Annotated in this window: 24 protein-coding genes; 20 read left to right on the forward strand and 4 right to left on the reverse strand. The window is 45.1% G+C overall.

The window, feature by feature from the left end; all coding sequences use genetic code 11:
• Window positions 1-2 precede the first annotated feature (2 nt).
• The 9 genes from L2744_RS00290 to L2744_RS00330 all read left to right on the forward strand — a co-directional run bounded on the left by L2744_RS00290 (window position 3) and on the right by L2744_RS00330 (window position 12179).
• A complete protein-coding gene (locus L2744_RS00290; RefSeq protein WP_248990163.1) occupies window positions 3-428 on the forward strand; it encodes a hypothetical protein in 426 nt (141 codons plus the stop codon).
• Window positions 425-1144, forward strand: coding sequence for a phage tail tube protein (locus L2744_RS00295; protein WP_248990164.1), 720 nt, complete (start codon window positions 425-427; stop codon window positions 1142-1144). Before L2744_RS00290 ends, L2744_RS00295 begins: the two co-directional genes overlap by 4 nt.
• Window positions 1145-1229: 85 nt before the next feature.
• On the forward strand, window positions 1230-5504 hold the full coding sequence (locus L2744_RS00300; protein WP_248990165.1) for a phage tail tape measure protein: 4275 nt from the start codon (window positions 1230-1232) through the stop codon (window positions 5502-5504).
• Between the two features lie 129 nt (window positions 5505-5633).
• Window positions 5634-6005, forward strand: a complete 372-nt coding sequence (locus L2744_RS00305) for a hypothetical protein (protein WP_248990166.1) — start codon at window positions 5634-5636, stop codon at window positions 6003-6005.
• Window positions 6006-6097: 92 nt separating this feature from the next.
• Window positions 6098-8533, forward strand: coding sequence for a hypothetical protein (locus tag L2744_RS00310; protein ID WP_248990167.1), 2436 nt, complete (start codon window positions 6098-6100; stop codon window positions 8531-8533).
• Window positions 8534-8705: 172 nt separating this feature from the next.
• Window positions 8706-9653, forward strand: coding sequence for a hypothetical protein (locus L2744_RS00315; protein ID WP_248990168.1), 948 nt, complete (start codon window positions 8706-8708; stop codon window positions 9651-9653).
• Window positions 9646-9948, forward strand: a complete 303-nt coding sequence (locus L2744_RS00320; RefSeq protein WP_248990169.1) for a hypothetical protein — start codon at window positions 9646-9648, stop codon at window positions 9946-9948. The genes L2744_RS00315 and L2744_RS00320 overlap by 8 nt, the downstream gene beginning before the upstream one ends.
• Window positions 9949-11844 (forward strand): hypothetical protein, encoded by a 1896-nt coding sequence (locus L2744_RS00325; protein ID WP_248990170.1) that lies wholly within the window; start codon window positions 9949-9951, stop codon window positions 11842-11844. It abuts the gene before it with no gap.
• 122 nt (window positions 11845-11966) lie between these two features.
• Complete coding sequence (locus tag L2744_RS00330; protein ID WP_105251461.1) at window positions 11967-12179, forward strand: hypothetical protein; 213 nt, start codon at window positions 11967-11969, stop codon at window positions 12177-12179.
• Window positions 12180-12188: 9 nt separating this feature from the next.
• On the opposite strand, the gene L2744_RS00335 is transcribed toward L2744_RS00330, so the two are convergent.
• The gene (locus L2744_RS00335) at window positions 12189-12404 is read right to left on the reverse strand and encodes a hypothetical protein (protein WP_248990171.1); all 216 of its coding nucleotides are present in this window, start codon (window positions 12402-12404) and stop codon (window positions 12189-12191) included.
• Window positions 12405-12426: 22 nt separating this feature from the next.
• Entirely contained in the window at window positions 12427-13485 is a 1059-nt protein-coding gene (locus L2744_RS00340; protein ID WP_248990172.1) for a tyrosine-type recombinase/integrase, read from the reverse strand.
• Between the two features lie 108 nt (window positions 13486-13593).
• Between L2744_RS00340 and dusA the strand changes: the two genes are divergently transcribed.
• From dusA to L2744_RS00355, 3 genes are all read left to right on the forward strand, one after another.
• Window positions 13594-14613, forward strand: a complete 1020-nt coding sequence (gene dusA / locus L2744_RS00345) for a tRNA dihydrouridine(20/20a) synthase DusA (RefSeq protein ID WP_248990173.1) — start codon at window positions 13594-13596, stop codon at window positions 14611-14613.
• A gap of 199 nt (window positions 14614-14812) precedes the next feature.
• A complete protein-coding gene (locus L2744_RS00350) occupies window positions 14813-15103 on the forward strand; it encodes a hypothetical protein (protein WP_248990174.1) in 291 nt (96 codons plus the stop codon).
• A 153-nt stretch (window positions 15104-15256) separates the two neighbouring features.
• Window positions 15257-15457 carry a PspC domain-containing protein gene (locus L2744_RS00355; protein WP_248990175.1) on the forward strand — a complete coding sequence of 67 codons (201 nt, stop codon included), beginning with the start codon at window positions 15257-15259 and terminating at the stop codon, window positions 15455-15457.
• 129 nt (window positions 15458-15586) lie between these two features.
• Here the strand turns inward: L2744_RS00355 and L2744_RS00360 are convergent, their stop codons facing one another.
• The gene (locus tag L2744_RS00360; RefSeq protein WP_248990176.1) at window positions 15587-16324 is read right to left on the reverse strand and encodes an enoyl-CoA hydratase-related protein; all 738 of its coding nucleotides are present in this window, start codon (window positions 16322-16324) and stop codon (window positions 15587-15589) included.
• 34 nt (window positions 16325-16358) lie between these two features.
• Between L2744_RS00360 and L2744_RS00365 the strand changes: the two genes are divergently transcribed.
• The 3 genes from L2744_RS00365 to L2744_RS00375 are packed head-to-tail and all read left to right on the forward strand — an operon-like array spanning window position 16359 to window position 18561.
• Window positions 16359-16841, forward strand: a complete 483-nt coding sequence (locus L2744_RS00365) for a copper chaperone PCu(A)C (RefSeq protein WP_248990177.1) — start codon at window positions 16359-16361, stop codon at window positions 16839-16841.
• A gap of 11 nt (window positions 16842-16852) precedes the next feature.
• Window positions 16853-17821: a DUF2333 family protein gene (locus L2744_RS00370; RefSeq protein WP_248990178.1), complete on the forward strand. Its 969-nt coding sequence runs from the start codon at window positions 16853-16855 to the stop codon at window positions 17819-17821.
• 2 nt (window positions 17822-17823) lie between these two features.
• Window positions 17824-18561: a TIGR04219 family outer membrane beta-barrel protein gene (locus tag L2744_RS00375; RefSeq protein ID WP_248990179.1), complete on the forward strand. Its 738-nt coding sequence runs from the start codon at window positions 17824-17826 to the stop codon at window positions 18559-18561.
• Between the two features lie 77 nt (window positions 18562-18638).
• Here the strand turns inward: L2744_RS00375 and tolC are convergent, their stop codons facing one another.
• A complete protein-coding gene (gene tolC, locus L2744_RS00380; RefSeq protein WP_248990180.1) occupies window positions 18639-19946 on the reverse strand; it encodes an outer membrane channel protein TolC in 1308 nt (435 codons plus the stop codon).
• 243 nt (window positions 19947-20189) lie between these two features.
• On the opposite strand from tolC, the gene nudF reads away from it, so the two are divergent.
• The 5 genes from nudF to parE are packed head-to-tail and all read left to right on the forward strand — an operon-like array spanning window position 20190 to window position 24646.
• Window positions 20190-20792, forward strand: coding sequence for an ADP-ribose diphosphatase (gene nudF, locus L2744_RS00385; protein ID WP_248990181.1), 603 nt, complete (start codon window positions 20190-20192; stop codon window positions 20790-20792).
• A 12-nt stretch (window positions 20793-20804) separates the two neighbouring features.
• Window positions 20805-21245 (forward strand): DUF1249 domain-containing protein, encoded by a 441-nt coding sequence (locus tag L2744_RS00390; protein WP_248990182.1) that lies wholly within the window; start codon window positions 20805-20807, stop codon window positions 21243-21245.
• 16 nt (window positions 21246-21261) lie between these two features.
• Window positions 21262-22101, forward strand: coding sequence for a 3',5'-cyclic-AMP phosphodiesterase (gene cpdA / locus L2744_RS00395; protein WP_248990183.1), 840 nt, complete (start codon window positions 21262-21264; stop codon window positions 22099-22101).
• A gap of 26 nt (window positions 22102-22127) precedes the next feature.
• Window positions 22128-22703, forward strand: coding sequence for a YqiA/YcfP family alpha/beta fold hydrolase (locus L2744_RS00400; RefSeq protein ID WP_248990184.1), 576 nt, complete (start codon window positions 22128-22130; stop codon window positions 22701-22703).
• Window positions 22704-22759: 56 nt separating this feature from the next.
• Window positions 22760-24646 (forward strand): DNA topoisomerase IV subunit B, encoded by a 1887-nt coding sequence (gene parE / locus L2744_RS00405; protein WP_248990185.1) that lies wholly within the window; start codon window positions 22760-22762, stop codon window positions 24644-24646.
• Window positions 24647-24663: the final 17 nt, after the last annotated feature.

Below are 24663 nucleotides of genomic sequence, written 5' to 3' on the forward strand. Positions count from 1 at the left end.
CCATGATCCAAGCAATTATCGACCGTTTAAAAATGGTTGAAGGCGCGGCCGTGCGCGAAGGTTTTTACGCGCAAGGTGTAGCCAAGGATAAGCAGTTTATTTTTTTGCAACCGTTTACTGATGGCTTTGTCGCTAAAAACGGGGTTGATAGTTATCGTGATGATCTGGTGCTGCAAGTAGTGGCGGGTATCACTGTTGATAAAACCCCAACGCCAACTGCTGATCTGATTAACCTTGTGCGCGCCATCCGCACAGCTTTTTACAAAGATGAACGCACAGTTGAAAAACTCAGTTGGTTGCCATTGGTGATCACTTTTAAAGAGCTAGAACCCTGCAAGTACATCATGCCCGAAGCCCACGAAAAACACGGGTTAGCGGTGCTCACCCTATCCCTTGTTAATACAGTTAAATTTGGAGACTCACTATGAGTGAAACAGTCGTTGAAAGTTACATCGGCTCAGGCATCGTTTACGTTGCTGGCCGTGACGTTGGCAACGCCTCAGGCGTAAAAATTGCCATCGAGCAAGAAACCAAAACCCAACCAAACTACCGTGGCGGTGGCGGCAATGCTGCTGAAATTACCAAGGTAAAATCGGTTAAATTGTCATTCACTATGAACGACTTTAGCAACGCTAACATGGCGTTAGCACTGCGCGGTAAAGTGGAAGTGTTAACGGCTGGCACAGTGGATGATGAGCCAATCACCGCAGTATTGGACGGCCTAGCCGATACCAAGTTTATGATAGACACCACCGGAGTAACTGAGGTAACAAACGAAGCTGGCGCAGTCACCTATGTCAAAGACACTGACTATGTAGTGAGCGCAGGCGGTATCCGTGCGTTATCAACTGGTGACATTACCGAAGGCCAAGCGCTTAAGGTCAGTTACACCAAAAAAGCGGGTAATGCGATGCAAGCATTAACCGAATCCGGTGCGGTGGTGCCTGTGGTGATTGACGGTGTTAACGATGCAACAGGTAAACCGTGGACGCTGAAGTTTTTCAAGTGGAGCCCAAGCCCGACAGCGGGTATGGACCTAATCGGCGATGACTTTGGATCGTTTGATATCGAAGGCGGTGTACTTGCTGACGGTTCAATCGTGGCCACAGGTAAGTCTAAGTTCTTCGTCCGTAGCGCCGCTTAATCCTTCTGTTTAACCCTCTAGCCCACAGCATTTATTCAATGCTGTGGGCTTTTTATTTTGGTTTGTTTATTCCATTGGTGATGCCATGAGTTTTAATGATCAAGAAGTCAATCTAACTATCCAAGGTAAGGATCTGTTTTCGGCTGAGGCCAAAAAGTCTGAGCAAGCGTTGCAGGAGTTGGGGCGCGAGAGCGAAAGGCTCAATGAGCAACTAGATGATTTAAAACAACAACAAGAAGCCATCCGCGCCATTGACGAGTTAACCGCCTCGATTAGCCGCAATGAGCAGGCGTTTAGCGACAACAGTGTTGCGCTTGATCAATTAAAGCGCGAGCAAAAACAAGCAGCGACCGAGGTTAAAACCCTTGAAACCGCCCAGCGTGAAGCGGCGGCATCAACCGCAAAATTAGAGGGCGAATATAACCAAACCGCGGCGCAATTAGCGCAATACGATAATCAGCTTGCCTCGGCCCGTGCTGAGGTTGAGCGCTTAAGCGCTACCCAAGGCAAAGGCGCACAGGCCACGGCAGCCCAAGCGCAGGCACTGTCAAAGGCAAAAGCTGATTTACAACAGCTTGAAACCACCCAGCGGAGTACCGCTGCTAGCGCTGAAAAGCTTAGCCAAGAACTCGAACAGGAGCGCCGCGGCCTTAATCAATTAAACACCGCTGTCGATGAGGCCAGCCGTAAAAAAGCAGAGTATGCGCTTAAAGTTAAAACTGCCAGTAGTGAACTGACTCAACTTGGTTCGTCTGTGAGTCGCAATAAGCAAGAGCTCGGTAAGCAGCAAGCTGTTTTGCAAAAAGCTGGCGTGGATATGGAACGCCTTGGTGATGCCAGTAAAGAGTTAAAACTAAAGCAAGCGGCAGCAGAACAAGCACTTAAAGGCGTGAATGAAAAGCTAACTGTGCATAACGCCTTATTGCAAACGAATAAAACAGTTGCGGCATCAACCAATGCTCAAACGGCATTAACCACCAAAGCGGTGCAAACCTTAGCCAAGGCTTATGCGGCATTACTTACCGCTCAGCAAGCGGTGACTGCGGCTAAAAGTGGGGTTGAAAACTACGGTGAGTTAGAAGCAGCCATTACCAAGGTGGAAAAAACCACAGGTAACGCCCGTGAAACTGTGGTGAAAATGGCCGATGAGCTTAAAAACCTCAGCGAAAACGTCACCCCAAACAGTACCAATGAATTGCTGCGCATGGCCGAAGTGGCTGGGCAATTGGGGACTAAATCGACTGAAGATATTCTCAGCTTGGTGGCTGCGGCTGATGCGTTGGGGTTATCAACCAACTTAGCCGGCGATGAAGCGGCAACCATGTTGGCCAGAATCCTTGGCATGACTCAAGAAGGTATCCCAGAGATCCACAATTTGTCATCATCAGTTGTGGCATTGGGTAATGATTTTGCGGTGACCGAAGCCGATATCGTGCACATGACAAAGGAGATTGTGTCAGGTACCCGTGAAATTAACTTAGGCAGTGCGGCAGCAGCGGCCTTTGGAGCTACCTTAGCCGAGTTAGGACAGCCTGCAGAACGTTCGCGCACGGCAATACAACGCCTTGGTGCTGAGATTAATAGCGCCAGCAAAAAGGGTGGTGACTCACTTGAAACCTTAATGAAGATCACGGGGTTAACTGCCAAGCAAATTGAGCAAGATCTTGGTGATGCGCCTGAAAAGGTGTTAGTTAAATTCCTCGAGGGGTTACAACAGGTTAAGGCTGAGGGCGGCTTAGTCGCTGATTCGCTTAAGGCCATGGGTATTGATGGCACCGAGGCAACAGGTGTTTTAACTGTGTTAGCTGGCGGCACTGAACGGTTGAAAACTGCATTAGAGCTTAGCAATAAAGCCTATGCCGATGGCGATTACCATATGAAGGAAGCGATTAAAGCTTACTCAACCCAAGAGTCTGCACTTGGTCGTTTATCAAATAAGTTTCACCAACTCACCACTGACATTGGACAGGCGTTTTCGTATGACACGGACCGCGCTATTCGCGGTACAAGTGATGCTATAGATGATGTTGAACAAAGTGTCATTGGTTTGATGGAATGGCTCCCACAATTAATGGAGGGGTTCCTTGAACTTGCCAGCAGTGTTGAGAATTTTACAAGCAGTTTAACTGGTAATGATCTCAACGTATTTGAGTCGTCTTTCAGTAGAATTTCGGTACTCACTAACAGCCTTAAATCTACATTTGATTTAACAGCACTCGGAATACAGGGTGTCACGTATGAGATCGGTGAACTTGTGTTACGATCTGCCGCATTGTCCGGTATCAAAGTGGATACTGGTTGGATTGACAATCTGCGTAGACGAATGGGTGATACCAAAACGGCTATTGCACAGGATTTCAAGGACATTGAAAACTCTGTTAAACGTATGGCGGGTGAATCTTCACTCGCCTACGAAAAGCTTTTGGATTCGGCTGATCAATATAAGGGTGCAATTAATAAGCTCAGCGCAGAGCAACAAGCAAACCTAAAAAATATCCTTGATAGCAATAAATATAATGCGGAGTCAGAAACGTTATATCGTGACTTAACATCTGCAATTGTACTCGCTAATCGTGAGCTTGATATTGAGATTGCATTAAAAAATAAGTCGGCTGATGCCAGCGCTAAAAAAACCGAAGCTGAAACTAAGGGCTTGGATGTTACGACCAAACAGACTCTCACTCTTGCTGAAAATTCTGCGGCATTAAGAGCACAGACTCTGTCTCTTGATGAAGCTAGAAAAAAGGGGATTGAGCTACAAGAAAGCTATGATAAAGGTTTTATAAGTGGTGAAACCTACACCAACATGCTTAAGTTGTTGAATGAGTCGGTAAAAGTTAACAGTGCTGAAATTGACAACAACAATAAGGTCCAAAAATCTCAAACCGAGCTAACCACGGAGTTCCTTGCTAAGCGTAAAGAACTACAGTCTCAGTATGATAAAGGTTTGATCACTGAGAAAGAACTAACCTACGCCCAACAAGATTTGGCGCGGGCTTATGATCAGTCAATCGCCAGCGCCAAAGGCTCAGCCAGTTCAACCGAAGCATTGTCCGATGCGCAATTAGCCTTACAAGAAAAAATCCTCACCACTGAAAAAGCGATTCGTGAACTGCAAAAGGCGGTTGAGGATGAAAATAAAACCAGTAGTGAACTAGCGATAACTAAAGCCAAACTCGCCAAAGAGGAAGCTAATCTTGCCGACCTAAAACGCCAAGCCGCTGAACTGGCAAAAATTGAAAACGCCAACTATAGCGAACTGCTGATTATGCAGGCGCAATACCAAGTGCAGCTTGAAGCCTTGGAGCGTAGCTTTAAAGCGGGGTTAGTGACTAAGCAAGAGTACGATAGTCAGTCTCAGGTACTTAAAGGCACCTTGGATGAACTGAGCAAAGTGCTGGGTGAAAGCAGCAAAAAGACCGATGAAAACACCGCGGCGACTAAAGAAAATACCAAGGCGACTAAGGAAAACACCGCTGCAGGGATTGAAAACGCCAAGGCCATTGTTGAACAGTTAAGCTCGATTGATGAGTTTCGTGGTAGTGCTGTTGCTACCCGTGAAGTGATGATCTCCCTCAATAAAGAGTACGATTATTCAAGCGCTACCATTGAACAAATGACCGAAAGGTTAGCGCAATTGGATAATCAAATTGAGGGGGCAGATCAAAAGCGTGAGCGCCGCGAAATTAATAACGCGATTCGTATGCGTGATTGGATTGCGCAAATTGAAAGCGGTTCACTCAGCTTGCAGGAGCTTGGACGCATTGCTGATTTAGCCAATGACTCAGTGATTAAGCTTTCTGAAAACCAACTTACGCCACTTAACAAAGCAATTGATGAGGCTCGGGCAAAGTTCCAAGCGTTAACGGATGAAATCAATCAAACTACGCTCGATATCCAAGACAGGTTAGATGCTGCCTTGGGTAACGAAACGGCCATTGCTGAACGTAAATTTGCCAGCGAGTTAAAAGAAGTTGAAAGCCTAATTGAAACCGCCAAGTCTTACGGTGATAGTCAGTTAATTACCAAGTTGCAAAAGAGCCTGAGTGACTTAAAGCAAGCGCAAGATATCGAGCGCAAAACCAAACAAGCCCAGCAAGAAGCCGATAAAACTGCTAAAGCCAAAAGCGAGGCCGAGGCCAAGCAGCAAACCGCCGCGGCTGTCAGTGCTAAACCTATCCAGCAAACCACTACAACCACCACGAACACATCTAGCGCGAATGCCCCCGGGGGCAATAGCGCAGATACCGTGGTGCTGAAGTTGCAGGTGGGTGGCAACACCTTTGACGCCCAAATGAAGCGCAGCCTGGTGACTGAGTTAGTAGCGGAGATCAAGCGACTGCAATCGATAGGCGGGTAAAAAGGTGCTAGGCCCTAGGTTATAGACTTCACTCTTTTGCCGTCATCCTCGCGAATGCGGGGATCCAGCTTTTAGGACCTAGCATATAGGCTTTACCCCTGGCACCTTCTTTTTTCGACAAGGAACCCCATGACCACCATCGATACCATCGCGATTGGCGCGGATCTGCTGTGGCTGAATCGCAACGAAAAGGTGCGCGTTGTGGCCAACCTCAAGCGCGCGTTAAACGGTGCGCCGCAGGTGCAGCAAACCGCTATACCTGCTGGCCATGCCATGACCTTAGGCACTAAAGACGGCTGGCTTGTGCGCAGCGAGTTTGAGCAATTACAGGACCATGCCGCCAGTACCTTAACCGCCTTTACCCTCGCTTATGAGGGCACCGATTACAACGTGATTTGGGATAACACCCAAGGCGCGCCGATCGCCGGCGAAGATGTGTTTGACGAAGTTGCCGGCTATCCGCAGCTAACCAATGTCACCCTGAAGTTTTTAACGATGTAGTGATAGATCGCTTCGCTGCTAGAACGGGCTCGCCCTTATAGATTCTAGATTCTCGCGTCTAGATCTTCTTTACCCATTTTAATGGATATCATATGACTATCACCCGTGCAGATTTAAAAGTATTTAAGCCAGAACAGCTTGGCTCAAGCGATGATGCGGGCGGTCAGCGCACTAAGCTGGCGGTTGAGTCTGGCAAGCTTAACGAACTGTTTCGCGCAATATCAGATATCGACCACGCCGTAAGCGCTGTTGATATCGTTAAGTGTTATCCCGCGCTTGATACTGCTGATACATCAGTGTTGCTCGACGCCCATGTATTTATCAGCCAAAAACCAACCGATGATTTAGTGAGCATGTTAATCGCTGAGGCTGACACGCTAGACGATGCCGACCGCATGACTGATATGGTTGAGATTCTGGAATCCTCAGTTCGTGCTGGTCAGTTGATCCGTAAAGGCTTGATCGGATTATTAGCAGGTCAAGATTCGTTCCCACGCGCTTATTTGCAATCATCTTACTTTTTTAACGGCCAAGAATATTGGTCAAATGTAACGCTGGTGCAAGGCCAAAAGATTGTTATTTCAGTTGAGTACACTGGGGCTGAAAATGCGCTTTATCCACGCTTCGAGCATTTTTGCGAGATATTAGAAACTGTCACAGGAGGTGCAACAGGTATTGTCCGATTCAAACCAGCTATTCCATTTAACACACCAGATACCAACATCAATATTGGTGGTGAAACGGGTTGTACTAAAATGCGTTTAACTAGCGATAACGATGGCATTAAATATCACGGCGTAAGCAAACTCACTGCTGCATCTTCATCAAGCAATGAGATCATGCTTGAGTCAACAGTGAGCGAACTTTTACCCAAAGTTAAAACAGTAAATCCCCTCTCTGGCAACAGCATCACCACAGACAGCGGCGGCATTATCGCTAAAACGGCGAGCACGCCATACATTGCAGGGCAACAAACTTATATCTTTGAATTAGCTGATTTGCTCAATGATGATTTTGTTAACACTGGTTTGTTTTTAGCGCCAAAAGTGGTCAATGCATTAGTGACATGGAATAGGTCAATCGTTGGTACTACAGTTACATTTACAGCGACATCTAACCTCAGTACTTACGATATTTCGGCGATCACTATCGAATATATATCTACATCAAAATACGATGTATTCAGCTACGGCGACACATTCCCTGCCTCAAAAGTAATAACGCTTGGTTCAACGCAAATGGTGGTTTCGTTCACTAACACAATCTATGGTGCACAAATACTTACCGAGAACTCAGATGGTAACTTTGTTGATGCTCAGATGAGTGTGCGTTTAGTGCAACTTGATTACGAAACTGGCGTTGCCACTAAATTTTTAGACAGCCGTGGTGAGTTCACTATCACATATAGCTGTTTAGTTGAGTCATCAACAAGTGCTGACAATATTGCTAATTTTGCACTAGTGACAGATGCGCCCGTGCTCGACACCTTCTATGTGCAAGTGAGCAATACAGCGGGTGACACATTATTATCGGGCTCGAGTGATAGTGACGGCGTGATCACTGGCTCAAGCGTAACTGGTACGATCACAGGGACTAACGTATCACTGACTTTTGCTCAGAACGTGGACCTAAAAACGCTACGTTATGACATTAGCGAAACAGTATCGCTATCACCACCGCCAGAACTCTACGGCTTAAACCCTTTGCGGATTAAAAACGGCGGGGTAGTAGAGGCGTTCACTGCGTGGAATCCAGTATCAGTCCAAGATACACAAGTGCAAGTATTATCAAGCCCTGCGCCAGCGCAAACCAAGTCAGTTCGCGCCAATGCGCGCTTTGTTGATATCACTGACGCCGAAGGCAAATCACTCTGGACGCTAGCTAACACTCATTACACATGGGTTAAAGCGACTGGGGTGGTTACTATCAACAGCGATTTTACTGGTTTTACCGCGCCATTCGTTCTGACCGATACCATTGGTGAAGTTGCGCTAGTGACTGAGGTGCGTAAAAACTCGCTGGTACTCGCATCGCCGCTAAGCCAAATATATCCCATCGGCGCCAATGTATCGAGTGTGCAAAATCTCGGTGATTTACAAGCCCGCGTTGGCCCTGTTCGCGATATGACTGCGTGGGCTAACAACTGGGACTTAGATGGCACGCCAGCCACGGGCAATTTAAACGCGGTGGATTTTCCGATTGAAGTGCTCAACAACACTGCGATAAACGAAGATTGGGTATTGATATTCACCTCAGCAACAGCGTTTCGGTGCGTTGGACGTAGGCTTGGGCAAATCGCCACGGGTGACACATTAAACGACTTTGCACCTATTAACCCGCTCACTCTAGCCCCGTATTTTATCATCCGCGTAGGTGCGTTTGGTGGCGGCTGGAATGCGGGTGAAGCTATCCGCTTTAAAACCTTCGCAGCATCAAAACCCGTGATGCTACTGCGCACAGTGCAAAGCGGTCATTCACAAATCACCACTGACCGCGCCGTGCTAGCGTTCCGCGGCAACGAATCTTAAACAGTTATTCGTCATCCTCGCCCATGCGGGTATCCAGCTTTTACTTTGTCATCCTCGCGAACGCGGGGATCCAGCTTTTACTTTGTCATCCTCGCGAATGCGGGGATCCAGCTTTTACTTTGTCATCCTCGCGAACGCGGGGATCCAGCTTTTTATTTAAGAGGATTAAACAATGGGATTACCAGTAACCGTTTATCGTTGGGATGATGCTGGGGCACCACAACTGACAACAGGAAAACCAAGTGAGTTAATTGATATTCTTAAAAAATGTTTAGTAACTGGTTATGGTGCAAAAGCCGCACTTGGATGGAGTATAGCATTTGAAGATGCCCCAACATTTAAAGTTGCATTTCGCAATTCAACCGCCGATGGTAGTGGTGGTTATGTGCAGTTTTGGTCAATCAATGGTCTAGATACAAATAATAATGACATTAGGCTTAGAGCGTGTGCAGGTATGAGTGCGCTTGATACATTCGTAAAAAGTGGTATTCAACAACAATTCAAAATAGCTACAACAATGAAGTTTTGGGTGTTAATAGGTACATCCGCTGGTTTTTATTTGATGTTTAACTATCGCACTACTAGCCCCTTATGTTTATCAAATGATGGTCCTACAATGTTTGTTGGTGACATAGATACTACAATAGTTAGTGATGCTGGTCGTTTTATTAGTGTAATGACCAGTACAACATCAGATATGACCAGTTCAAATTATACATATCGATTAGAATATCAAATCACAAATAACGTAGTAATAGGTAAGATGTATGACGCGGATGGTGATAGTTCGTTTGTTAATGTATATACAGCGCCAGGTGTATTTGTTAATTCCGCGTCAGTGACTGGTGAAATTGGGGCAATTGCAAATTTTAAACCAATTATTATTCATTCATCAAATTCATCACAAGATGTACTTGATAGACTAGGTATAAAACAAGCATATAGTGTAACTCGACCATTTATTAGAGGGAAATTTCCCGGTGTATTAAAATCGCTGCAAAGTGCATATAGTGACCAAACATGGCCTTTATTGTTGGAAATTAACACCCAAGATTATTTTTTAATGCCTGGCTGGATAAATACTCAATGGTGGATAAACACGGTGGAGTGGTATGAATAGTATAATTAATATTGTTACTCAAAAAATAGGTGTAATCCCAGTTGGACTCATAGCAGTAGATATGGATTCAGCAGCAGAACGATTAGTTATTTCTGATCGTTTGCAGCTATTACCCATCAACATTGTAACGCGACCATCATCTGGAATTGCAAAGATATTGGTGCCTCAAATATACACCATTTCTAACTCACTAATTGTTGGCATTCTAGATGATAGCGGCGTTTACGACTGCAAATTCGTAGATGGTGTTATGGCTGAATTAGTTGATGCTAATACTGTTGATATGAGTCAGTAAATGAATTTTGAAAAACCATGGGTTAACCGTGTATCACCAGTAAAATTGCGATTCATCGATCATATAACCCTACGTTTTTCTAAGTTACTACGTAACTCTACATCCCCAATACGCTTGAGATTACTCGATGAATTTCATGGTGTAGTGTTGCGATTTGATGATCCATGGGTTGATCGCACATCACCAATCATCATCCGTTTTGTAGATGAACCACTACCATCTGACAACACGGTAGGCATTGAGATCGGCATAGGTTGGTTCGCACTCGATGCAATAGAACAAGCATTGTTGCTAGCCGAGTTTGCAGCAGATCATGAAATACAGTTTGAGTCAGCGTATACGAGTGATGTGCCATCATCCGTTGATCACAGCATTGCTTATCGAGCGGATGAATCAATTGGATTACATGCAGATTTTGTTTGGTTAATCAATGATGAGATGCGCACAGATACCGCAGTAAGCTGGCAAATACCAGAATCCCACGGAACAGCAATTAGTTTTGATTGGAATACACCAGTTGATCACATGTATAACACGGTTATCAACTGGTTAGATATTGCAGCACATCAGTCAAACATAGATGTTAGTTGGATAGACGCTAAACAGCAGCAAACAGATTTGATAATTAAATACAGTGGATTAGCTGTTGATACAGAGCAATCAATAAAATGGGGTTTTCACGAGCCGCGATGGGTGTGCTCAACTAAATACCGCCCGCCAGAGGGCAAGGTCACGCTGCGCTTTAATGAGCCGCTTGGCGCCACAGCAAACCCCGTAGTGCTGCGCTTTACTGCATCACCGAACTATTGCTACTGGGACGATGGCGGCGGGCTAATTGACAGTAGCCCAGTATTACCCCCACTTGATTTTAAAATCCCGATTGAACCCCAAATTCGCAGGTACTACTTAATGCAGCCAACGATCACATGCGTGCGAGTGTCCGACGATTTACCGATTGTGATCAGCAGCGTGAACATTAGCCACAGCCGTGGTCAGTGGGCCAGCGCTGTGAGCTTGGAGTTCTCAAGCCGCATTGATGCCGAGCGGGCTCATAATGAGCTATTGCTGATCACAATCAACGGTTATGAGTTTTATGCCATTGCTGAACAGCCAAGCGTAAGTAAAGTATTCGGCAGTGCAACATATAGCAGCACAGGCCGCTCTCGAGTGGCAGAACTAGCAGCGCCTTATAAGCTGCCGCTTAGTTACACCAACGCTACCGCCCGCAGCTTTGCGGGTTTGTTGGGGGATTTGCTGCAAACCACAGGCTGGACGGTAGAGTTAAGCGGCATCCCTGATTTTACAATTCCAGCGGGGGCGTTTAGCGTGGGCAATAAAACGCCTATTGAAGCAGTAGCCGAGGCGGTAGGGCAATTGGGCTGCATGATCTTAACCGATGATGCGGCCAAAAAGCTGACTATCGTCCCGCGCTGGCCTACTGCACCGTGGGAAATGGCAACTGCAGTGCCAGATCTGGCATTGCACGATGCGGTGATCACTAGCTATAGCGACTCAGTGAGCCGCAATCCATTGTGTAACGTGGTGTGGCTGCGTGGCGAACAGCAGGGCATTAGCGCCAAAGTCAAACGTGCAGGCAGTGCGGGCAATATCCCCGCGGCTGATATCAGCGCCCAGTTGATTGTTGACAACCAAGCCGCCCGCGTAGCCGGTACCAACGCACTGGCAGAAACGGGCGATAAGCTGAGTGTTAATTTGTCGATGCCAGTGATGGCCGATTTACCACCCGCAACACCTGGTATGTTGGTGGGCGTCACCATCAACAGCGAAGTGTTTAAAGGCGTGTGTGATAGTTGGACTATCCGAGCCAGCATCAGCGACCGTGGTGATATCGATATCGAGCAAAGCATCACACTGATCAGCCCGTTGGAAAGTTAGGTTTTGCCGTCATCCTCGCGAATGCGGGGATCCAGCTTTTAGTATCTTTATTCCGTCATCCTCGCGAACACGGGGATCCAGTTTTGCTTTTATAGAGTCTAGCCCCTATCTTAGAGGTTCCCATGCTTAAACAACTTCAGTCAGCTTTGGTATTGCCCCGTCAGATCATGCTTGTGTCTGCGGTTAATGCGGATGGCACTGTCACCGCCAGCAGCGCCAGCGGCCACACTATCCGCGCTATTGGCTCAGGAACGGTAGGCGATCATATCTATGTACAAGACGGCAGGGTGCTAGGGACTGCACCAGATTTGCCATTTGTGGAGATAGAGGTTTAGATTAAATGACTATTCATCATGAACTTTAATAGTGTAATTTTGGAGTTCTAAGTAGCAATAGCTTTTTTTAACTCCAAATCCTTCTTCAATATACCCAACTTCATCAAGGAAGATACCAGCAGTATCACCGCTAATAACTTTTCCTTTAGCGACTAATTTTCCAATTTTGTTATCAGTTAAAGAAACCACTTTGCCATCAAGTTGGCCTTTTGAATATTCGGTCATGTCAAATCCTTGTTTAATTAGTTTAAACATCCTTATCATGCAAACGCTTAGGAAATAACTCGGTATACACTTGCCACAGTGTATTGATATTCCTATGCCCTGTCACCTGCGCAACCTCATCAATAGTGTAACCCTTTTCAAATAGCCGGCTTGCTCCTTCGCGCCTTAGGTCGTGATAGCGTAAATCTTCAATGCCCAATTCATTACGCACACGCTGAAACCCTGCAGTAACACTGCGCTCATTGTAAGGGAAAACTCGCGCATCATTCCTCGGCTGCTTTTGCAGTATCTCCCACGCCCCACCTAGCATAGGCACTAACATGTGATTCCCCGCTTTTTTCCGCGGGTCCTTACGGTCACGAACGATCACGGCCTTTTGTGCCTCATCTACATCGTCCCATGTTATCCGGCACACTTCACCAATACGCATGCAACTCAGTATCGAGAAATCCAGCAAATCAATATAAGGGATATGTGCAGCCCGTTGATCTGCTCTTTCAAGCAAGCCTATTTTCAACTTCTCAATTTCAACTGATGTTGGCCTACGCGAGCGGCGTTCTGACTTGCCGATAAGATTTTGGCTATGCAAAGTCTCATAAGCTTCAATCACAGATATTTCTGAAGCATCATAGCCGTAGTTTGGCTTAGCCATTTTCAAACACCAGCGCAAATAGCTGACATCATGATTAACAGTAGATGGCCCAGCGCCAGCTTCGCGCCTTAATTTACAATGCTCAACAATGTGATGCGATTTGATGTCAGTAACAAGCCGCTTACCTATGTCGCTATCAGCTAACATATTCATTACATAAAGCTTAGTTCGACCTAAGCTGATGTGCGGATCGTCAATGTACTTAGCGATTAATGCCTGCAGTGTTATGCCATCATCCAATGCACCAGGTACACCTTCCGACTCTAGCTTGGCAACTTCTTGCTTCGCCCACGCTTCAGCCGCCGCTTGCTTTGTAAAAGTCTGGTGATCGCTGTAAACTATCTTACCTTTCTTCTTCACCCTAACGGTGCATTTGTAGCGTGTAGTTCCATCAGCGCGAGTTCTAGGATCAATTACATAGAACGCCATTTTGGGTACCCAGTCCTATAATTTTGGATACCTCTCAGGATACCTGACAACGTTAAAATGTGCAAAAATGCGTAAAAATTAGCAAAAATATTAACTTTTCGGATTATAATGAATTTAGATAAAACCCCAACACACCAAGGCTTAGGCCGTAATTCAATCGATAGAACGTTTAGCGTGGCGCCTATGTTGGATTGGACTGATCGCCACTATCGTTACTTTGCGCGTTTAATGTCGGCGAATGCCTTGTTGTATACGGAGATGGTGACAACAGGTGCAATACTCCATGGTCGCGGTGACTACTTGGCCTATAACCTAGAAGAGCATCCTTTGGCACTGCAGTTAGGTGGTTCCAATCCACAGGATTTAGCACGCTGCGCCAAACTCGCAGCTGAGCGAGGTTATGATGAAGTTAACCTCAATGTGGGTTGCCCTTCCGATCGCGTGCAAAATGGTCGCTTCGGTGCTTGTTTAATGGCGGAGCCTGAGCTTGTGGCTGAGTGTGTTTATGCCATGAAACAAGTTGTTGATATTCCGGTTACAGTCAAAACACGCATAGGTATTGATGAGCAAGACAGTTATGAATTTCTTACACACTTTATCGATATAGTCAGCGCCAAAGGTTGTACCGATTTTACTATTCATGCCCGTAAAGCTTGGTTACAGGGATTGAGTCCAAAAGAAAATCGTGAGATCCCGCCGCTCGATTATGATCGTGTATATCAACTTAAGCGTGATTACCCTGCGCTAAATATCGGTATTAATGGGGGGGTCACAACACTTGAGCAAGCGCAAGTCCATTTGGCGCAGCTCGATGGGGTGATGATGGGGCGTGAGGCGTATCAAAATCCCTATATACTTGCGCGGGTTGATCAGGTGCTTTGCGCCAGTCAAAGAGTCGTGATTAGTCGTGAGGATGTTATTGACGCTATGTTGCCCTATATCGAAGCACATCTACAGTCTGGCGGGCGACTTAACCATATCACTCGACATATGATTGGCCTATTTCAAGGTTTACCCGGTGCCCGCGCTTGGCGTCGTTATTTAAGTGAAAACGCCCATAAAAATGGTGCGGGAATTGAGATCGTTAAGCAGGCATTTCAAAGTATTCAGACAGAAATGGTAGTATGATTTTTGTTCATCTTAAAAGGTGGTGAAATTAGCTAAAGCTAGTAGTATTTTTCACCACTTCTTATTTTATCTTTTTATTTTTTTAATTTAAGAATATTTAAATTAATTATTATTCAATAGGTTAATTGGTTTATTTCAAGTTGGCACGCCATTTGTAATAGTCTCTTCGTCAAGTTAATTAATCGAAAGGGACGACATCATGTTTACTTCAAATCTTAAAAAGTCAGTTCAAGTGAGTGTGTTATTAGGCGCGTTAGTCGGTAGTGTTGCAGTGCATGCACAAGCTGCTCCTGTGTCAGATGTGGCGGTTGCAATTGAGCAAACCCTCACAACGCAAGCACAGGAATTGTTAGTGAGTGCTAAGCGTGAATTAATATTATCACTACAAACGCAACTTGCAGAAAGTATCTACGATTTTAATAGCCAACTTAGCTTAAGTGCCGACAATAAAACCGAATCGGCCGCTGCCGGTGAATATAGCGCTAAGTAATAGGAGCTGCCTATGTGGTTTGTAGCCCCGTTAGTGACTTTGCTACTGCTACCAGTGATTAGCCTCGCGTTGTTCTCAGGAATTATCTGCTGGTTTCAGTGGCACTGTTGCAGCGAAAAATAAGTGAGTATTTAAGTGATGGCGGAGTTTAAAATGAAACGAGTTCAAATGCGGATGGAAAATTCAGATCGTTTAGTCTGTGGTGTTGCTTCAGGAATGGCGTGGCAATTTGGTTGGTCTTGTTTTTGGACAAGAGCAGTATGGGCTGGAGCTATCATATTCATGCCTGGGGTAAGTTTACTGGTTTACTTTGTGCTGGCGCTTTTAGTTAACCAGTGGAAGAAACCCATCTAAGTCGATTATAGATAGCATTTTTTGGATATTGCATTATAAACAGTTCTATAAACGTTAATGCTTAATCCATCAACAAAGAGGGCACTTGACCCTCATGTAAGTAGTGAACGCTTAACTGTCTAGTGAGCATTATTTTTTAAGAAAGGCCTGAAATCTGGCTTTTGCTTCATCACTCTTTAGCCTAGCGCTAAATTGCTCCAGCTCTTGATGCATTTGATGTTGTACTCGATTTTTATGTGGACGCATCAATTGGCGAGTAATTTGCAGAGCCTGCGGCGGTTGGTTAGCCAGTTTTTTAGCTTGGGCTAGTGCATAACTGAGTAGATCTTCTTGGGCGATAATCTCGTTAATCATATTGAGTCTATGGGCTGTGTTGGCATCGAAGCTTTCCCCGAGCAACAACAGTTCAGCCGCCTTTTGATAACCAACAAGTTCAGGTAAGAGTAAGCTTGCACCGGCCTCTGGCACCAGCGCTAAGTTTACAAAGGGTAGCTGAAATTTTGCGGTGTTATCTGCGTACACAAGATCGCAGTGCAATAGTACTGTAGTGCCTATACCAATGGCGGATCCAGAAACTGCGGCAACGAGTGGCTTTTTAAGTTCGAGTAGGCAAAATAAAAAACGTACAGCGGGATGATTAGTGCCTAAGTCACTATTTTTCAAAAAGTCTGCAATATCATTCCCCGAGGTGAAACAATTATCTTGCCCATGGAGCATAAAGGCACGAATGTCGTTGTCTGCCTCACCTTCGATCAGGTATTCTGTCAGTTGTTTATACATATTAAGATCAAGTGCATTGCGTTTATCAGGGCGATTAAAGCTGATAATACGGACACCTTGATCATCCTGAACCTGTATATGACTCATGGGTTGTTTTCCTTTACGACGACATTGGGTAGACATGGAGTTTAAGACATTGAAACCAATATTCAAACAGATGTTTAATTGTCTCGCACTATCCTGTGCATCGTTTTCTGTGTTGGCGAGTGTGGTTGTGACCGAGGGGCATGTACGAGCTATGCCTGATACAGTGCCTAATACCGCAGCTTACTTTACGCTTGAAAACCACACAGATAAAGCGCTTCGCCTTATTGGCGTTCAAACTGATGTGGCAAAAGAAGCACAACTTCACACCATTATTGAAGAACAAGGCATGGTTAAAATGCGTCATGTTGAGGGATTTGATATTCCATCCCACGGCACATTGACGTTAACGCCATCGGGAAATCATGTCATGCTGCTTGGTTTAAAAGCGCCACTTGTCTTAGAGCAACAAGTCGAATTGCAATTGCAATTTGACGATGGCGAAAACATGGCGATAACACTGCCCGTCAGTAAACAAGCAGAGAACACTGCTGAGCAAGAGCATCATCACCATCATTAAGGAGTCGCTTGATGCAAATAACATGGAAGAAAGTCACCGCAGTCGGTTTATTTATAGTGCTAATTGGTTATGCAGTGAGTGTGTGGTGGAGTATTGAACCCGATACGCTTACCCCTCAAGAACTGACTGCAACAAATAAGAATGTTGTTGGTTTTGCCACCACAACATCGCTGATCTTAACCGTTGAAACGTTATTGGATAAACAAGGCGGTTGGTTATCTAACGATGTGATTCCACCTTCCATTTTTATGGATAACATGCCAGCCTTTGAATTCGGAGCGTTAGAGCAAGCCCGTGACTTGGCACTCATCATGCGTAAAGAGTTTAGCCGCTCACAGTCACAATCCACCGCTGATAAAGATTTAGGTGAAGCGCAATCGAAGCTGAATATCGATCACACAAGTTGGTTAGTGCCTAGTGCGGAAAGCGAGTATCGTGATGCCGTCAAGCTATTAAAGCTGTATCGCGCGCGTATGGTGGATCCGAACAATCAAGATGCGCAGTTCTACGCTCGGGCTGACAATCTCAATGAATGGTTAAAAGAAATTCAAAAACGTTTAGGTAGCATGTCGCAGCGTTTATCGGCAAGTGTGGGTCAGGAAAGGTTAAACACGGACTTAGCTGGTGATAATTCTGCGCGTCAATCTACACCTAATTTAGCAAGCCATCAGGTGAAAACAAGTTGGTGGAAGATAGATGATGTGTTCTATGAAAGCCGTGGGGCTTCATGGGCATTACTGAATTTTATGCGTGCTGTTGAAGTCGACTTTGCCGACGTTTTAAAGAAGAAAAATGCTGAAGTGAGCCTAAAACAAATCATCCGTGAATTGGAAGCTACTCAGCAAACCGTCTGGAGCCCTGTTGTACTTAATGGCAGTGGTTTTGGTCTAGTCGCTAATCATTCATTGGTTATGGCTAACTATGTATCCCGTGCGAATGCCGCGGTGATTGATTTAACGAACTTGCTATCTCAAGGTTAATTATGAAAAAGACACTCCTCGCCAGTGCTGTATTAGGATTTTTGATGGCCACATCAGCCCAAGCGGCAACTGTGGTAGGTTTTAAACTTGGCGGTGACTACTGGCATGCCGATACCAGCGGAACTCTTGCTGATAAAGGTCAACCACAGCAAACTTTTAATTACAGTTCATCGGCTCAAGGTAGTTATTGGATTGCCGTTGAGCATCCATTGCCATTTGTGCCTAACCTCAAAATTCGTGAAAATAGCCTTGACCAAAAAGGGAACATGTCAGGTGCGGACTTCAGCTTTAATGGGCATGATTTTACAGGTAATGTGACGAGTTATACCGATCTAAGTAACACTGACTTCATACTTTATTACGAGCTGCTGGACAATGATATTGTGTCATTTGACTTAGGTGCCGCTTACAAGCTGATGAATGGCTCTCTGCGTGTACAAGATCCTGGACATCCAGAAGAGAAAGATGTCGATAGTGGTATTGTGATGGGTTATGCCAGCGCCCAAGTCGGTATGCCGGGATTCGGTTTATTTGGTTTTGCGGATTTAATGCTCGGTGTTGATGAATCGAGCGTTCATGACTATGCAATCGGTCTTGGTTGGGAGTTTGATGGCCTCGCTGTGGATACGCGCGTGCGTGTGGGCTACCGTGAGTTTTTATTCGATGTGAATAATTTTTCCGGGATCAGTGCTGATACTAAGTTTGATGGTTATTTCGCAGGTGTGGAAATCATTTTTTAATCATTTCTTGCCGCAATAGAATAAATAAAAAAACCGCCCATAGGGCGGTTTTTTATTGAATGACATTAGCGCTAATCTTACTCAGCTTTTAAGCCGCTGTTGATTGCGATAACATCATCTTCGTTAAGTGTACCTGCAGCTTGCTTCAGGGCGACGATCGAATTGATATAGCTGTAACGAGCCTCTGACAATTTGCGTTTTGAGTCATACAGGTCACGGGTGCGGTTCAATACGTCAACGATAGTACGAGTACCCACTTCAAAACCTGCTTGTGTGGCTTTCAATGCACTTTCAGATGAAATGACTGATTGCTCATAGGCTCGGATTGAGCTAATAGAGGCACCTACGTTGTTGTAGTTATTACGTACATTCTTAACAACGCTACGGTAGGTTTGCTCAAGTTTCTCGCTTGCTTCAACATATTGAAATTGAGCTTCCTTGACTTGAGAAGTGACTTTAAAGCCCTCAAAAATCGGGATGCTTAAATTCACCCCTACGTTCACATCATCAAAATCAGGATCGTTAACATTACCTGTTTCTTGCTCAAGACCCTTGCTGTAACCCGCATTTAAGCTCAAGGATGGCATATGACCCGCTTTATAAAGGCTGATGGTTTCCTGAGCGATATCTTTACCAATACGTTGGGTCATCAGATCGACACTGTTCGATTCAGCGATCTTTAACCATTCACTTGGTGAAGAGGGGGCTGGAGTCGTAGCGGAGAAACGATTTGTATCTAGTACATTAATTGTTTTGTGGTCGATACCTGTGATTTCACGAAGTGCTTCGTAGCTATTGGCAAGATCATTTTCAGCAAGGATCTCGCTAGCAGAAGCTAAGTCATACTGGGCTTGAGCTTCATGCACATCCGTTATTGCCGTTAGACCTACAGCAAAGCGTTGCTTCGTTTGCTCAAGTTGGCGTTCGATTGCGCGTTTTTCTGCACCTTGGAACTCGTAGTTATCCTTAGCTGTTAACACATCGAAGTAGGCTTTAGTTACGCGAGTAATTAAGGTTTGTAAAGTTGATGCATAGCTTGAATCAGCTTGAGAAGCGGCTTTCTCTGCGAGGCTTAAACCCACCCAAGCACTGTGATCATAAATGATCTGATTTAGCTTAAGACTACCCGTTAAACCACTGGTATCATCCCTAGGGTCATTCCATGCTTTGTCATACCCTACGTTTGCGCTAAGTGTTGGTAACAGAGGCGCACGATTTTGCTCAATTTTTTCGAATAAAGCATCACGCTGAGCCTGAGCTTGTAACACTAGAGGGTCACTAGTCAGTGCTTGTTGATAAATTTGCAGTAAATCATCTGCTTGTACCGCTGATGCGGAGGCGGCGAGAGTTAATGCTGCGCATAAAGAACGGATCTTAAATTTCATTTGCTGTCCTTATTAGACAAAATCTCCCAAAGGAGAAATATTTTAACTTCGTTTAGACTAAGTAATGCCTTTACCAAGGCGGTTTGCGCTTCCCGACGCTTCCCGATACAGCTAAAACTTAATGATGTAGAGTCTAAAAACTCTGACACTCGCAAGTCAAATGCGAAGTGTAACAGATTTTATTTTAAAAATGTGTCAAATTGCCTTGATAATAGGCGCAAATTTAACTTTTAAGGATAGAGTATGAAACCCCCTGTTTTTTCGCAAATGGATATTGAAATTCTCGATAAAAAGTCACTATATCAAGGCTTTTTTGCGCTAGAACAGTTCACTTTTAGACACAAACTTTTTGCGGGAGGATGGAGCCAGCCTGTGTGCCGAGAGGTATTTGAGCGGGGCCATGCGGTGGTTGTATTACCCTATGACATTCAGCGCGATCAAGTCGTATTAATCGAGCAAGTACGTTTTCCTGCATTAGCGACCACTAAATCTCCTTGGCTTATGGAGTTAGTCGCGGGTATGATTGCGCCCGAAGAAACGGCTCTGGATGTTGCGCATCGTGAATTGCTTGAAGAAACGGGCCTAGTTGCTAGCAACATTCATTTTGTTAACAGCTGTTTAGCAAGCCCAGGTGGCAGTACTGAACGTTTTTATTTCTATTGGGCCGAAGTGGATTCAACCCAAGCCCGTGGATTGCATGGATTAGCTGAAGAACATGAAGATATTCGATTGCATGTAGTGAGCCGTGAGCACGCTTATAATAGTGTGGTTGCTGGGGAAATAGACAATGCATCGACCGTAATTGGATTGCAATGGTTGCAATTAAACTATCAGAAACTGGTTTAAGTTGGACAGAATTTGGCTACCTCCACTTCACATCAAAAACCACGCTATCGACCCAATGTCAGTGATTTCTTAGCACTGTGTGGCCGCAATTATGGCTATATGCTGAAATGGTTACCTCTGGAGGTCGCTATTGGTCAATCATGGCAGCTAGAAGGTGAGTTTGGTATATTAGTTGTGCGTATTTTAGAAAATACCAAATATACTCAACTGGTTGAGATATCACGCCCTCTTGGAATGGTCGAGTTTATCAATACTCCCAAGGTGTTAGTGAGAATTTATCACGATGCTAAATTAGCAGAAGTGTTAACTGGTCAACAGATTTACCAATTACGCCCAGTGTATGATTATCCCAATTTACGCATGTATCATAGTGATGAAAAGTACCAGGTAAACGCATTCCTGGAAGAGTTGTTGAAGATTGGTAGCCAACAACATTTAGTATGCCAGTCTTAAAATTTGGGTATTCAATGTGCTGAAAGAGGCAGTCTCTTACTCCATAGCTGAAGGAGAAAGTGTGCGCATAGTGCAGGTCACCGATCCGCACCTTTTTGCCGATCCTGAGGCTCAGCTTTTGGGAGTTAACACCAGCAAAAGTTTTGCTGGTGTGCTTAATACTATTAGGGCGGTCGATTATCCTGCACACATAATGTTAGCAACGGGGGATTTAAGCCAAGATTATTCGGCTGAGTCTTACCAACAGTTTGTTAAAGCTGTTACGCCGGTAGGTTTGCCTTGTCATTATCTTCCGGGAAATCATGATGATCCTCGTATTATGTATTTGCATATGCAAGGTGAGCAGATTTTTGGTCAACAGCGTATCCTCGCTGGCAAGTGGCAAATTTTAATGTTGGATTCCACTGTTCGAGGAAAACCCGGTGGTAATATGGCCCAGAGCCAGTTCGAGCTTATCGAAGAGGCCATTGCAGCGCACCCCGAATATTACACTTTACTGGTGATGCACCATAATCCGATTTTGGTTAACTGTACTTGGTTAGATCAACATTGTATGGATAATGGCGCGGAGTTTTTAAAGCGTGTTGCTATGTATCCTCAAGTTAAGGGATTGCTCTGGGGGCATGTGCATCAGCGAATTGATACCCACTATGAAGGGCCGCATGGTGCGCTACAGCTTATGGCGACGCCTTCTACATGTATCCAATTTAAGCCTTTATCGCCTTATTTTGCCTTGGATGCCTTGCAACCCGGTTATCGTTTGCTGGAGTTGAAGGCCGATGGTAGCATCGGCACCAATGTATATCGCGTACCGGGTAACCACTTTTTCCCCGATAATGATTCCAGCGGTTATTAATGCGAGTGACCGCAGCTTGAGGAACTATGCTGCTTTATATTCACGGGTTCAACAGTTCACCTTTTTCTGATAAAGCGGTAATGACTGCGCAATACGTGGCGCAGCATCATCCGTCAGTCATCTTTCATCAACCCCAATTACCTAATACTCCTAAGGCCGCAATGGCACTTCTGCTGGAATATGTGGAAGCGGCATTAAAGACTAATGAACCACTCACCTATATTGGTTCATCATTGGGTGGGTATTTCGCCAGTTATTTCGCTGAGCATTATGGTGGCCGAGCGGTATTAGTTAACCCTGCGGTAAAACCCTTTGAGTTGTTTAATGAGTTCATGGGGCCACAGTTTAATCCTTATACAGGAGAAAACTACCAAGTATTACCTGAACATAAGATTGAAGTCGCTGAATTTAATACGCCAGTTATCCGCAATCCCGATCGTTTTTTGGTACTATTGCAAAGTGGCGATGAAGTGCTCGATTACCGTGAAGCACTGAGTAAATATCACCATTGCCAATTGCGGATTGAAGCGGCTGGAGATCACAGTTTTGTGGGTTACGAGCACTATCTGCAAACTATAAGCCAATTTTTACACTTACCTTGACAAACCGACATCCAGAGCCGCAACATGGCCGGATATAACAATTTATAGCGGACACTATGACGAATCAATACACCTCTGACGCCATTGAAGTCCTTAACGGACTCGATCCCGTTAAACGCCGTCCAGGTATGTATACCGATACCTCTAGACCTAACCATTTAGGTCAAGAGGTCATAGATAACAGCGTTGATGAGGCCTTAGCGGGTCATGCAACCAAAATTGAAGTTGTTTTACACCCAGATAACTCCCTTGAAGTCACTGACGATGGCCGTGGAATGCCCGTGGATATTCATCCCGAAGAAGGCATTCCAGGGGTTGAGCTCATCCTCACAAAATTGCATGCGGGGGGAAAGTTCTCCAATAAAAATTACCAGTTCTCCGGTGGTTTACATGGGGTTGGTATTTCGGTTGTAAATGCGTTATCGCGTCGTGTTGAAGTGACGGTTCGTCGTGATGGTCAAGTTTATGATATTGCCTTTGAAAATGGTTTTAAGGTCGAAGAGTTAAAAACCACTGGTACCTGTGGTCGCCGTAATACGGGTACGCGAGTGCATTTTTGGCCCGATGCGAGCTATTTTGACTCTGCAAATTTCTCCAACTCAAAACTCATTTATCTGTTGCGAGCTAAAGCCGTACTATGCCCTGGATTGCGGATAAAGTTCACCAATAAGCAGACCAATGAAGTCCATGAATGGTTTTACGAAAGCGGTTTAACCGATTATCTCAAGGCTGCTATTGGCGATAACTTGATGTTACCAGAGGAGCCTTTTGTCGGCTGTTTTAAGGGGCAAATTGAAGCGGCCGATTGGGCGATCACTTGGTTGCCTGAGGGTGGCGAATCCATCAACGAGAGTTATGTAAACCTTATTCCTACGCCACTTGGTGGCACCCATGTGAACGGGTTTCGTCAAGGTTTGCTCGAATCTATGCGGGAGTTCTGTGAGTTCCGTAATTTGATCCCCCGTGGAATTAAATTATCACCAGAAGATATTTGGGACAGAGCGGCGTTTATTCTGTCGGTTAAGATACAAGATCCACAGTTTGCAGGGCAAACTAAAGAAAAACTTTCCAGTCGCCAATGCTCGGCTTTTGTTTCAGGTATAGTGCGTGATGCTTTTTCACTCTGGTTAAATTCGAATACGGAATTAGCCGAGTCTTTAGCCGAATTATGTATTAACAATGCCCAGCGTCGCCTTAAGGCTGCAAAAAAAGTAGCACGAAAAAAGGTGACTTCAGGCCCCGCATTACCGGGTAAGTTGACGGATTGTAGCGGGCAAGATCCTATGCGCGGGGAATTGTTCCTTGTAGAAGGGGACTCTGCTGGTGGTAGCGCTAAGCAAGCTCGGGATCGTGAGTTTCAAGCGATTATGCCACTGCGTGGTAAAATTCTTAATACTTGGGAAGTTGACGCTTCTCAAGTATTGGCTTCTCAAGAAGTGCATGATATTTCAGTCGCTATTGGCTGTGACCCCGATTGCAGTGATATTTCAGAGTTGCGTTATGGCAAGATTTGTATTCTGGCGGATGCGGACTCCGATGGGTTGCATATTGCCACTTTACTCTGTGCGCTATTTTTGAAGCATTACCGTATATTGGTCGAACAGGGTCATGTGTATATTGCTATGCCGCCACTATTTCGTATCGATATAGGTAAAGACGTATACTACGCCTTAGACGAGGCTGAAAAAGAAGGTATTCTCGACCGTATCAGCGCAGAAAATAAAAAAGGAAAAGTTCAAGTTACGCGCTTTAAGGGCTTGGGAGAGATGAATCCATTACAGCTTCGGGAAACAACGATGGATCCTAACACCCGTCGTTTAGTACAGTTGACTATAGATGATGTGGAAGAAACCGATTCTTTAATGGATATGTTGCTCGCGAAGAAACGTTCTCCGGATCGTAAATCTTGGCTCGAAGATAAGGGTGACATGGCTTTACTTTAATGTTGTGCATTATTGCC

The organism is Shewanella profunda (assembly GCF_023283765.1).
Taxonomy (GTDB): domain Bacteria; phylum Pseudomonadota; class Gammaproteobacteria; order Enterobacterales; family Shewanellaceae; genus Shewanella; species Shewanella profunda.

Bases quoted from the DNA above. Each gene is read 5' to 3' on its own strand.
- L2744_RS00290 (WP_248990163.1), top strand. From the start codon at position 3: ATGATCCAAGCAATTATCGACCGTTTAAAAATGGTTGAAGGCGCGGCC.
- L2744_RS00295 (WP_248990164.1), top strand. From the start codon at position 425: ATGAGTGAAACAGTCGTTGAAAGTTACATCGGCTCAGGCATCGTTTAC.
- L2744_RS00300 (WP_248990165.1), top strand. From the start codon at position 1,230: ATGAGTTTTAATGATCAAGAAGTCAATCTAACTATCCAAGGTAAGGAT.
- L2744_RS00305 (WP_248990166.1), top strand. From the start codon at position 5,634: ATGACCACCATCGATACCATCGCGATTGGCGCGGATCTGCTGTGGCTG.
- L2744_RS00310 (WP_248990167.1), top strand. From the start codon at position 6,098: ATGACTATCACCCGTGCAGATTTAAAAGTATTTAAGCCAGAACAGCTT.
- L2744_RS00315 (WP_248990168.1), top strand. From the start codon at position 8,706: ATGGGATTACCAGTAACCGTTTATCGTTGGGATGATGCTGGGGCACCA.
- L2744_RS00320 (WP_248990169.1), top strand. From the start codon at position 9,646: ATGAATAGTATAATTAATATTGTTACTCAAAAAATAGGTGTAATCCCA.
- L2744_RS00325 (WP_248990170.1), top strand. From the start codon at position 9,949: ATGAATTTTGAAAAACCATGGGTTAACCGTGTATCACCAGTAAAATTG.
- L2744_RS00330 (WP_105251461.1), top strand. From the start codon at position 11,967: ATGCTTAAACAACTTCAGTCAGCTTTGGTATTGCCCCGTCAGATCATG.
- L2744_RS00335 (WP_248990171.1), bottom strand. From the start codon at position 12,404: ATGACCGAATATTCAAAAGGCCAACTTGATGGCAAAGTGGTTTCTTTA.
- L2744_RS00340 (WP_248990172.1), bottom strand. From the start codon at position 13,485: ATGGCGTTCTATGTAATTGATCCTAGAACTCGCGCTGATGGAACTACA.
- dusA (WP_248990173.1), top strand. From the start codon at position 13,594: ATGAATTTAGATAAAACCCCAACACACCAAGGCTTAGGCCGTAATTCA.
- L2744_RS00350 (WP_248990174.1), top strand. From the start codon at position 14,813: ATGTTTACTTCAAATCTTAAAAAGTCAGTTCAAGTGAGTGTGTTATTA.
- L2744_RS00355 (WP_248990175.1), top strand. From the start codon at position 15,257: ATGAAACGAGTTCAAATGCGGATGGAAAATTCAGATCGTTTAGTCTGT.
- L2744_RS00360 (WP_248990176.1), bottom strand. From the start codon at position 16,324: ATGAGTCATATACAGGTTCAGGATGATCAAGGTGTCCGTATTATCAGC.
- L2744_RS00365 (WP_248990177.1), top strand. From the start codon at position 16,359: ATGGAGTTTAAGACATTGAAACCAATATTCAAACAGATGTTTAATTGT.
- L2744_RS00370 (WP_248990178.1), top strand. From the start codon at position 16,853: ATGCAAATAACATGGAAGAAAGTCACCGCAGTCGGTTTATTTATAGTG.
- L2744_RS00375 (WP_248990179.1), top strand. From the start codon at position 17,824: ATGAAAAAGACACTCCTCGCCAGTGCTGTATTAGGATTTTTGATGGCC.
- tolC (WP_248990180.1), bottom strand. From the start codon at position 19,946: ATGAAATTTAAGATCCGTTCTTTATGCGCAGCATTAACTCTCGCCGCC.
- nudF (WP_248990181.1), top strand. From the start codon at position 20,190: ATGAAACCCCCTGTTTTTTCGCAAATGGATATTGAAATTCTCGATAAA.
- L2744_RS00400 (WP_248990184.1), top strand. From the start codon at position 22,128: ATGCTGCTTTATATTCACGGGTTCAACAGTTCACCTTTTTCTGATAAA.
- parE (WP_248990185.1), top strand. From the start codon at position 22,760: ATGACGAATCAATACACCTCTGACGCCATTGAAGTCCTTAACGGACTC.